Raw genomic sequence first — 12144 nt, 5'->3', positions numbered from 1 at the left:
TAAATCCTTAATTTTTATAAGGATTTTGCCGATAAAGTGCCTATGCGCGCTATACAATTTTTGGTCATTTTTTCGCTAATTTTTAATTCTCCTTTTGCAACAGCAGCAGAAACTTCTGGTGGTGCAAAGCAATCTTCTTCTGCGGGAAATAGAAAACCAAGTTCAAGCCAAGAATCTTCTGATGTTAAATTGCAAAAAAGTTCATGCCCAGCTTTGTTAAAAGATTGGGTGAAAGATGATTACACTGATAAATCAACATTGATGGTTTTCAAATTTAATTCTGAAGCAAAAACTTGTAATTCATCAGTGACAGCTTACCAAAATTATATGAGTGGTAAAGGTGTTCAAACTCAGTATGAAAAACCAGAATCCTTAAGCGCAGAATTTGGTAAACAATTTTCTTCAACAATTTCTTCAGAATTTGCTTCTAGCGTAAACGGCTGTAACTCGTCTGAAGATTTAAATCCAGAGCAAAAAAAAGTTATTCAAACTCGTTTCTATGCGGCAGCAACGCGTATGGAAGGTTTTAATAAATCAGCGCTTGATGAAATTGCTTTTATTGATTCAGTGACTGAAGGAGCTTCAACCCTTGAAGGTATCGAATGCCCTAAATATCTTCCTGAGGTTAAAAGCAGCTGCAGTAATCTTAAAGCGCAAGCTGACAGCTGTCGTAATGAGATGACGGCGGCTAAACGTTTAGATGAGCAGGTTGCAAAAACAGTAGCTGCTTTAGGTAAAATCGAAAGATTAAAAGAAGCAGAAACTAAATGTAAAATGAGCTCTTTTGTTAAATGTGCCGGCAGTACAGCTGATTGTGCTATGCGCGGCGGATTTACTTTAACATCGCAAAAAGAAGCCACAAAAAAATGTGGTAATATTGCTAAAGCGATTGAAGTAATTAAAGATGACGTGCCATGGGTACGTGGTGACATCTTTGATAAAATCGCGCGCGAAAAAGCTAAACCACGTTCGTCGGCTCGAAACTATTTAGGCCCTGAAAAGATTAAAGAAGCTTTAAAAGAACAATTAAAAGCTAACCGCACGGCGCTAGCTACAGCCTACAAAGATAATTTACAAAACTTCAGATGTTTAATTTACGATAACAGCGATAAAAATGAAAAATGTGATTTTGAAAAACTTCGCACTGAACTTGCAAAACTAGATCCGCCAAAAATTCCACAGCTTGAAGATAAACGCGCGAATATGGAATTTAAAACTTATTACGATGCGGAAAGTTGTTTATTAGATCGCCATGAAGATCGTGCGGGAACAAAAAGTGTAGTTGATAATGCCGCTGTTGATGCCGGTTTAACTATTGTAACAGCGGGCTTAGGTTCAATTGCCGCCGGTGCAAAAGTGATCGGTGGTTTAAGTAAAACAGCCATTGCGACTCGTCGTGGAGCTTTTGCTGGTGCCTTAGCTGTTGATGGTTACTACGCACAGGGCAGTACAAAACAAGCCTACAAATCTTGTATGGAAGCATCGCCCATTGCTTTAGAGAAATTATCTGTTCAAGAAAAACAAAAAAATATCGTCTGTGAAAACGCAAAATCACAGGTGAGTATAGCCCGCGAAACAAGTAGCGGGTGTTTAGTAGATTCATTATTAGCGGGTGCTGATTTACTTCCATTCGTGGGGGGAGCTGTTCCTTTTGTAGCACGAGCTGTTAAAAGTACAGATGCTCCATCGGCTTCAACGGTAACGCCAACAACTCCTGTAAAATCTGAAGTGGCTGCCGGAAAAGCAGAGCAAACTGGTGGAAATAAATCAGAGACTAAACCAAAGGATCAAAAGCCTGCGGATCAGCCAGCATCAGACACTAAAGTAGCTGACACTAAAGGAAATGGCTCAAGAAAACCTGCGGGTAAGCCAGCTGATAAACCGGCGGATAAACCATCAGACACAACGCAAAGTTCTAATGTAGATACTCCTGTTGAAACTCCGGTGGCGGGAAAAACTTCAGATCAACCAGCGCCAACTGTATCTACAGAAAAACCAACACCACCAGTGATAGCTTCAAATGATAGTTCAACCCCTAATCCAGATTTATCTCCGAGTAATGGAAAACTAACTGCCGAGAAAAAAGCAGAATTGCGTGCTTTCACGGAAGAAGCTCCACCAAAACAAGATACTACACAACATACAGCCGTAGCTGGTAAGCCGTCGACTGGTGGTACTGCTAACGGTGCGATAGGTGCTGCAGGTAAAGCGGCGGGCAATCTTGCGGATCAATTTGCAAATTTACATCAAGGTCAGCGTTACACAATGCCAGATCCAACGGGATCCGGACATAAAATAAATGCTCAATTTGTTGGAATGGCGGGAACTCGTCAAAATCCACAAGTTGAAATGGCCTACCAAAAAGCAGATGGAAGTATGGCGTCTCGAAATGTCGAAGTGCGCGATTTTCTTGAAAGTAATCCAGAAGTGCGCCACCGTCTTGGCGATGAATTTTATAAAATAATGAGTAATGGCCGCGACAGGCAAGCTGATCTGGCTGCTGTTGGCTTAAAACCTTCAACTGTTCAAACTTCACCAACACAACTTTCATACAATAATATGCCGACGCCATCTCGAGTTGAAGTTCGCTCGAGTAACAATGTTACGGGAATGTCGGCGGCGGCTCCATCAGCACCACGTGTTGAACAGCCACGTCTAAATGTGGCGATGAATCAACCCACACCAACAGTGCAACTTAATACGGGCGGTGGTAGCGGTGGTTCTATTGGTAGCAGCGGTGGCGGATCAACAGCTTCTGTAGATAGACCTCGTTCATCAGAGGGCGGTGGTAGCCGATCACCAGCTTCAGTTCAGCCAGCTGCAGCTGATTCAACAACTCAAATTGAAAATGAATTAATGGCCGCATTAAGTGGAAGAAGTAGCGCAGCTCCGCCAATTGCTAAATCACGACCACAGCCAGTTTCTATTTTTAACACTTCAAATTCGTCTTCAAATAAAGCTTCAGCTGGTTCTGCTAAAGAAGTTTTAGAGGAAACAGGAGCTATTGATACAACAACAAATGCGCGTTTTGTTGAAGGTGAAAAAATCCGTGTTGCTAATTTTGAAGGTGGCAAAGATGCCGAGTTTACGGTTGTTAAAAAGTTAGATAACGGATCGTTACGTGTTAGCGATGATAAAGGTAAAGAGTTTGATTTGCTTCGTAGTGAAGTAAAAACAGCAGAACGCTTAAGTCTAAATGGTGCGCCAGACCCATTATTAAATGTTAAGCCTGTGGCAACTCCGGCTAAAATTGGAAATAATTTACCTCCAGGTGAATTAGTACGTAAAGCAGCCACTAAAGTTGAAGAGGCCAAATTACCAGAAGATGTAAAACTAAAAGAAGAATTTATTCGTCCAGGTGATAAAGTTACAGTTAATAATTTCGAAGGCGGTGGTGATTTAAAAGCCAGCGTTGTGAAAAAAAATGCGGATGGCACTGTTCGTGTTAAAGATGAAAACGGCAAAGAATTTGATCTAATTAAGTCTGAAGTTAAAGGCGCTGAATTTAGCCGTGAGCTTCCAGCTGAAGTAAAACAGAATTTAGAAATTGCTGATGAAGCAGAGCGCGTAAAAACAGCACAAAATTATTTAAATCGCTCGTTAACTCCAACCCAAGAAGATGCACTCGTAAAATCGCACAAAATCGCTGGAGATAAAGGAATTTATTCTTTATCAAAAACTGATTTAAAACAAAAAACAAAAGTATTGCGTGATGCAGGCTTTACTGATGAAGAAGCCAGTCTTCTCTTACGTAAAGGTGTTACTGGCGGTACAGGTTTAGATGAAGTACGCATTGTTTCACAACAAGCGGCCGTTCCTAAATTTGAAATCGTTAAAGGAAAACAGATTCAAGTTCCTATGGGTAACACAGGCCGCACGAATCCGGGTGCTGTGATGAGTGGCCCTGATAAATATGGTTATTATGAAGTCGAGTTTTATCAAAAAGGTGTAGGTATTGGTCGCGCCAGAAAAACGGCGAAAGAATTAACTGAAGCCAATGTTCAGCTTCCACCTAAAGTTGATAATCCGGTGATCAATGTTCCTGTGGTTGGAAAAGATGTTTCTTACCCGGGTAAAGTGATCAATGGCCCGAATGCTAAAGGCCAGTACGAAGTAGAAATTTATCCTCCAGGTCAACCGGTGACTGTGGTTCGTATGAACGAAGCTGATTTAAAACGCGCCAATACGCCGTTAGCTTTACGCCAGGCTAAAATTCGTGATGCCCGTCGTGCAAGTTTTGCGAAAAAATCTTCAGCAGAATTAGAACAGATTGTATCTGATAGTTTACGTCAAGCTGAAGGCCGCGGCACTCGTGATCGCTATGATGTAAGCTATGGTTCTAGTGGTAAACCAGATAAAACACTAAAAGCTAAAAAAATTGATATCGATGGACAAAAAGCATTAGAAGAATTAGCTAAACGTCAAAGTAAAGAAGTGAATGCTCTTTATGAAGAGATGAAGTTAGCGCGTAAATCTGTACCACAAGTGCAGGGTAAAAAATCTTCGGTGTCTTCAATGAGCGCTGGTGATATTTATAATTCACAGCAAGCCGGTGGCGCCCGCAATGAGTTAGACTTTTTAGCAGAACAAGACGGGTTAAAAGGCTCTAAATTTAACTCTAACCAATTTGATAATATGGCGCGCGAGTTAGGCATTACAGATGCTAATCGTGCATCGGCTATGGATTACGGCTCAGTAGCAAATCGTAAAGAAACACGTGAATTATTCGAGCGTTTGTTCCCAGGTCAAAAAACTTTTGACCAAGATATGTTACGCCAAACAATGAGTTACAATCCACGTGGTGGTTATATTGGGGCTCGTGAATTTGCTAATGCTGAAAAATTCGTTGAGGCTGTACAAAGAGCCGACGTCAGTCAACTGACGTTATCTGAACGTCGTTTATTAAATAAGTACACAGACCGTGCGCCATTGTATGCACGTCAGGCAAATCCAGATGTGGCTTTACTGCCTCGCTTAAATGTAGAAGTTGATGCCGTAGCCGATGCAGTTACTCCGTCAGTTTCAAGAAAAGTAGCTTCAGTTGATGGGCCGGCTTTGTCAGCTATGCCAACAGCGCGTTCACAAATTGAAGATGCTGGTAAAACAGCAGGCGAAGCGCGTAATCGTTTAGATTACTTAGCTGAACAAGATGGTTTAAAAGGTTCACGTTTAAACCCACGCCAGCGTGAAAGTGTGGCGCGTGAACTTGGAATCTACGATGAAAATAAAACAGCGGCTTTAGATTATGCTTCTGTGGGTACTAAAAAAGAAGTTAATGCTTTATTCGATAAAATCTTTCCAGGTAAAAAAGAATTTGATGTTGAATTATTACGTCAAAGCATGAGCTATAATCCACGTGGCGGTTATGTCAACGCCCGCGATTTTTCAAATGCTGAAAAGTTTGTTGAAGCGGTTAGAAAAGCCGACGTCGATGGATCAACTCTGTCATTATCAGAGCGCCGTTTATTAAACCGTTTTACAGATCGTGCGCCATTGTACGCACGTCAAGTGACACCGGAAACACCATCAATTCCTCGTCAAAGTTTAGAAGCGATTGTTCCTCCGCGTATTACGAATGATAAAGTTACTGATCTTGCTGCTCGTGGTGATGAGATCGTGGCGCAAGCTACGCTTAAGCCAGAAATGGCTCGTGCCGGTGATCAAGTGCAGTTGAAAAACTTTGAAGGTGGAGATCTTAATGCCACTTTTGTTCGTAGAAATAAAGACGGTACGGTGCGAGTGAAAGATTCGCGCGGTAAAGAATTTAACTTAAATGCCCAAGCTTCAGGTGATGCTAAGTTCTACCGTGGTTTGACAGCTGAATTAAAAGTAAACGGCGATTTAGACCCGGCAGCGCGCGTGAGTGCAGCGCAAGCCTATGTGAAACGCCATTTAACTCAAGCGCAGAAAGATGCAGTGTTGACTGCTCACGATGTGGGTGGTGCAGAACGGGGATTCTTCGATTACACAGCTAAAGATTTAAGAGATAAAACTGAGATTCTTCGTAAGTCTGGTTTTACAACAACAGAAACAAGTCTTTTATTACGTAAAGGTATTGCGGGCAATAACCCAGCTGAATTAGCTAAAGTTATTAAAGTAGAACCAAGTGATGTACGTGTGGGCGATCGTGTTACGATTGACCAATTCAACGGCACAGGCGAGTTGCGCGGTGAAATCGTTGGCCCTGCTAAAAATGGCGGAATGATTTTACGTGAAGCTAACGGCACAGAAACAATTATTTATAAAGCTGATTTAGATGATGCGACAAATACGCGTATTACACGTGATCCGAATCGCAGAACAATTGCTTCAAGCGATGAAACACTCACGTTGAATAAAGCACCAATTAAAGCTGTAAACACATTTAAAAAACCTGTTCCGGTAGAGGCTTCAGAGGCTCGTATCGGTGACCGAGTCGTGATCAGTGAATTTAATGGTACTGGTGAATTAGATGGGTTTATCGTAGGTCCATCGAAAAATGGTGGTTTTGTTTTACGCGAAGCTAATGGCGCTGAAACTACAATTTATAAAACTGATTTAGCAGATACAACGAATGCCAAAGTTTTACGTGAATGGGGTACTAAACTTCCTGAAAGTAAAACTGAGATGGCGGCTAAAATTGATTTCTCTGCAGATTCTCCGGTTTTAGTAACGAAAGACATGAAAAATAATCCTGAAATCGTAGTGCCATTAGGTAATGGTGAATTACGTCAAGGTCATGTGCTTTCTAAAGTTGAAGCTAAACCAGGTTTAGCAAAAACTTATGTCGTAGAATACGCAGATGAAACAGGTGTTATTAACCAAGTGCATTTAACACAAGAACAGTTGTTAGCAGCCAATACACCAGAGGCTTTAAAGAAAGTTAAAGCCGATGTTAAACGCAGTACCGAGTATCAAGCGAAATCAAATACTGAATTACAACAAATCTTAGATGAAGGTCATCGCGCAGCCAAAGAAGCTGTGGGTAAGGGCCGTCCTGTCGATAAAATGGATTTAAATGCAGAACCGCAAACAGCTCTTTCAGAATTGGCTCGCCGTAGTCAAGTTACGTCGCGTGCAGTTTTTGAAGCGTATAAACGTGGAGGCGTTAAAGGTGTTGAAGCTTTAGCTCAAGCTAAAGATACAGCTCGTACACCAGCATCGATTGTTTCACCAGCGGTAACTCCAGTTATAGTTAAACCATTATCGCAACTTAAAACGGGTGATTATGTCGTAACAGCGGGTGTAGGTGATAAAGTTAAATTACCAAAACCGGTGGGTTCTGAGACTGAAGGTTTGGTTTTAGGTCGTGATAAAGTAAATAACGAAATCATTTACACTGTGGGCGTGAAAAAAGACAATTCGGTTCTTTTACAGAAAATGACTGACCGTGAATTAGGTGATGCGAACTCGTCGTTTGTGGGAATTAAACCAGAACGTGCACGCAGCAGTGATCCACAGGCTATTCGTGCGCAAATTGAAAATGATTTTGCTAACGCAAAAAACGAAGCGCAGTTAGCTGAACTTCGTGCTAAATCACGCAAAAAAGTTGAAGCTAAAAACAGCGTCACTTACGATGATTCAACAAATCCATTATTAGAAGGCAGCTACGGCGTCACAACGCCTGAAGGCGCTATCTATATTAATACTGATCGTGGAATGGATGAGCGTTTTTCTACGTTACTGCATGAGGTTTCACACACAAGAACTGATCGTGTGAAGGGTGATCTAAGTCTTAAATCAAAATCAGGTGCTTTATCAGCACAAGGTTATGAAAAAGGTTTTTCTTTAGATGAAGTTAAAGCTGCTACGGTGAATTTTGCTGTCGATAAACAGACGGTCATTACTCAATCTAAAGCCGGCCGCCCAGGTGTACCAAACCGCGCCGTTAAACGTGATATCGAAAACATGCAAACAAGCATTGATCGTAGACAAGCTTTCATTAATGATACACGTGAATCGTTAGATCATATTGACGATTCATTAGGTTCATTAGTCGCAAAAGACGTAGGTCGTTCAGGAAATGCAAACTTCACGATCTGGCAAGTTACGTTAAACGACGTTCCAGGAAAAACAGGTCCGGTGAAAGTGAATTTCTCGACACCGGTAAATATGTCACGCAGTGAAGCTATGGGGCAGCTTCGTGAATTTTCACGCCAAGAACGTATTAACATGCTCAATGCGCAAAGCCGTCTTGATTACGATAAAGCGTACTTAACAGAGCTGCGTGCAAAAGTGGGCGTGCCGAAACGTCCTGAACCTTTAAAGGGTGGAAGTTTCTTGGCTGATACGCGCGTGAATTCACGTAATCCAGCTTCTGATAAAGTTAAAGCTCAGGCTGCTGATGCTAATCCACAAATGAAAGATCTTGTGAATGAACTCGATTCAGTTTTAGCCGTGCGTGGACGTAATTATGGTTTACGTGACGTGAATGAATTAACATCAGGTCATCCATTAACTCCAACGGTTGAAAAACAACGTCAGATCATGAGCCGTTTAAACCGAATTGATCGTCAATTGCAGCCTGAAAACTTCAGTCGCATGACCTCAAACATTGCCAATGATTTTGCAAAAACTGGCGATATGGATTTAGCGATTCCTTACTATCGTGCCTCGGCTGATACTGTGTATGAAAGTTTAGGTTCGTCAGCTAAATCATTCTGGTCTAACGAAGCTAATGCTAAAGCGGCGATTCGTGCCGGTTTTATTTCTGATAATAACGATGTGGCTCGTATGGCCACTGAGAAATTGGTTTTAGCCAAAGCTAAATCAGTTGATCAGAATGAAATTAAGAAAGTGGCTTTAGATCAGTATTATAACTTAGGTTACGAATACGACCGTATTTTATACGGAGTAAAACGTTACGGAAATAAAAATAAAGAAGTTGATCTGTTAGTGATTCGTAAACAGCAGCAGTTCTTATCGCAAAAGTATAAACTAAAAGATGATATTGAATCTGCTGGTGGTAAAGAAGCTTGGCAAAAAATGGAAGAACAAGCTGATCTGACAGTAGAAGACTTACTTTCAAATCCAGCCCAAATTATTGATCCAGACAAATTTAAAAAGACTCAGCGTGTGCCGGCAAGTGCTCCGGCCGCCGAAGTGCCACCGCCACCAAGTTCGCGGCTTCCGGTTGAACAAAAAGTTGAAGGTCGAGTTTCAAAGTCATCTGCAGAGTTAGAAGCTCAGGTGGATACTTATGTAGAGTCGTTAAAGGGTGCTGATTTATCGCCCAAAGAAGTTAAATCTATTTTGCACCAACAAGACTTAATCACGGCGACTCGTAATCCTGTTGTTGCTAAAGTGATGAGTAAAGCCGAAGTTGACTTTCAAGGTTTAAAATTTGGTATGCTTGATTCTGACGTAGGTAAAATTGCAAAGTTTCAAGAAAATTTACTTTTAAAAAACACAAAAGAGTCAGAAGAATTATTCGACACGATTCGTGGTACGGCACAAACACCGGCAACGAAAGAAGTTAAGTCTATTTTAGCGGATCTAGGTTTTGCGCATCCGAGTTTACTAAATCCAGAAATTTCAAACCAGGAAATCAGAGACATCATTGCTGAAGTGCCGGTGCTTCGTGGATATTTACACGAATTACCGGGAATGCAGTTAGCGATTCGCGATTTAAATGCAGGAAATATTACATCTCAACAATTTCGTGAAAGATTTTTAGCTAATCTTGGTCATAACGGTCCAGACGATGGCTTCTGGGGAATTTTATCAGGAAGTGTTGTTCCCACATCGTTAGCCAATGCGAAACATCCGAAGGCTAAAGTGTTTTTTGCCAATTCAATTTTTGATCATGGCGAAAAATTACCATCAGGTGTGGTTAAACCTAAATATCCGATGCCACAGACAACAGCTGGTATCGTGCATTCGACATTTGACCGTTTAAGCCAAGGCACGCGCGGTGGGATTGATAAAATATTTTATGAATTAGGTGGAGCACCTTTAGCCGCTAATCCAAAAGCAGCGATTCGTGAAATCGGAGTTCAACCGAATAAAGGGTTACAATTGCCGAATGAAATGTTGATCGGTAATCCTGAAAAAACCGTGCGCCAGTTAGAAGCTTTACAAAAGCACGCAGCTACTTCAAAACAGCTTAATAAAGTTCAGCAAGCCGAACTTAGCCAGTTTGTGGGTGGCGCAATTCATCGTTTAGAAAAACAAAATGAATATATCAAAGAGCATGTTGAATTAGCCCGTGATGTGAATGGTTTAGTTGAACGCATGACTTTAAAATTCACTGATGAACTGGGTAATGAGAAAAAATTAGTTTTCACGAATGATTCCCCAGCAGCTGATGTGGCTAAAGGCATGGAACGTATGCTTTTGCACGAAGAGCGTTTGCATGGTGAGCCGTTTAAGAATTTTAAAATCACGCAGCCCAAGCCAGCGTTATCTCTGGCAAGTACAGAAGCGGGTAAACTTGATCAACGTCATGCACAAGCGTCGTTAGATTATTTAATTGTTAACATCGCGAAACGTTCAGATAACGAAAAGGCTGACGCTCCAGAGGTTGTTGAATTTTTGAAAGCTTATAAAAATGATCCGGGTTTTGCGACCTGGCTTAAAACTAAAGAAGTTCCCAATGCGGTTCACTACGATGTTAAAGGTAACGCGCAAAAACTTTTAGGTGAATTTCGGGGCTTAGAACGTAAGCCCACAGCGATTGAAGATCGTGTGACTGTGAATTTAGCTGATAGTCATTTGCAAGAGCCTTCACGATTAAATGCTTGGCAAACTGAAAGACAAATTAACTTTAAACGTTCGCAGTACGACAATGTCGTTTCTAGTCTTAAAAAAGGTGATGTGGTACAAGCGCCATCGGCCACAAGTGGCAAGGTTGAAAACTTTGAATTAGGTGAATACATTGGCGCCGGAAACACTTCTAATCTTTATGCGATGAAAGACTCGAATAAGGTTTTACGCCTTCCGTATTTAACAAGCGGTGTGTCTGGTAAGAAGACGGGTAAAGAGTTTTTAGAAACTTACGTTAAGACTCGTGATAAGTACGAAGGTATTCCAGGTTTAGAGGTGGTTAAAGTTTATGATCACGGTAAAAACTACGAATATATCGTGAATGAGCGAGTTTCAATTCGAATGACCTTAAACCAGGTCGAAGACCGTCTGTACACTCTTAAATCAGGAAAAAAATTATCAGCTGCCGAAGAAAAAGAGTTTAATGAGCTTCAAGCGGTGTGGGATAAGTTCGCAAAAATGGCGCCAGAGATTGCCAAACGTTCAAATGATCCAGCTCGTGTAAGCTCATTACAAAGTCCAAGAGCTGATGTGCGCGATATGGCTTTAGTTCAAGAAGCCCGCCAGGTTGCTTTAACTCCTGACGGTCGTTTAGTTCTTCTTGATTGGGAATAGTTATTTTTTGTAAGGATTTTTTTGCGCCTCAGAAATTTCTTTGGCCGAAAATAATTTTAAATAATCTTCGTAACCTTCTTCTTTTAATTTTTCTAACGGAATAAATCTCAAAGACGCTGAATTCATGCAATAACGAAGTCCGCCTTTATCTTTAGGACCATCAGTAAACACATGGCCTAAGTGCGAATCGGCACGTTTAGAGCGAATCTCTGTGCGATCCATGCCGTGGCTCTCATCGCTTTTTTCAACCACAACATCTTTAGCGATGGGCTTTGTAAAACTTGGCCAGCCAGAACCTGATTCAAATTTATCTTTTGAAGAAAAAAGTGGTTCTTTAGAAATCACATCGACGTAAATTCCCGGATGGTGATTGTTCCAGTAAGCATTATCAAACGGGCGTTCAGTTCCGTTTTTCTTAGTGATCGCGTACTGCTCAGGAGTTAAAAGTTTTTTTAAAGCATCGTCGTCTTTAGGAAAGGCGCAAGTTTCTGGATTGTATTTTTCCACTTTTTTAGTCTCCGTCTTAGTCGTTGTTGGTGTAGCTGAAGCTGCTTTTGTTTGAGCTTGAGCGGTTGATAAAACTAGGGTTGTAATAGATAGAAAGAATAAAGTTTTCATATCTAAAAAGCCTACCACTTCTTTAAGAACGGTCAAACGGGTGTAATACCCCATAAAATGGCTGAAAAATTAGCCAAATTTACCCATGATATGCGCTTTTAATAGTTTTAAGGTTCAACTTCTTGCCAATGGGCGAAAAGTTCATTATAAATTTGAACTCATTCTGTG

The 12144-nt window shown here is 41.2% G+C and carries 1 protein-coding gene and 1 pseudogene; one reads left to right on the top strand and one right to left on the bottom strand.

Annotation, left to right across the window (positions count from 1 at the left end):
* Positions 1–42 precede the first annotated feature (42 nt).
* Positions 43–11358, top strand: coding sequence for a hypothetical protein (locus ACKWCF_RS10195; protein WP_409477479.1), 11316 nt, complete (start codon positions 43–45; stop codon positions 11356–11358).
* On the opposite strand, the pseudogene msrB reads toward ACKWCF_RS10195, so the two are convergent.
* Positions 11359–11829, bottom strand: a pseudogene (gene msrB, locus ACKWCF_RS10190) (peptide-methionine (R)-S-oxide reductase MsrB); the annotation flags it as partial.
* Between the last annotated feature and the right edge of the window lie 315 nt (positions 11830–12144).

Source organism: Pseudobdellovibrio sp. HCB154, assembly GCF_046267985.1.
Classification (GTDB): Bacteria; Bdellovibrionota; Bdellovibrionia; order Bdellovibrionales; family Bdellovibrionaceae; genus Pseudobdellovibrio.
The sequence above is the reverse complement of the archived record's forward strand: the minus strand, read 5'-3'. Positions and strand labels throughout refer to the sequence as shown.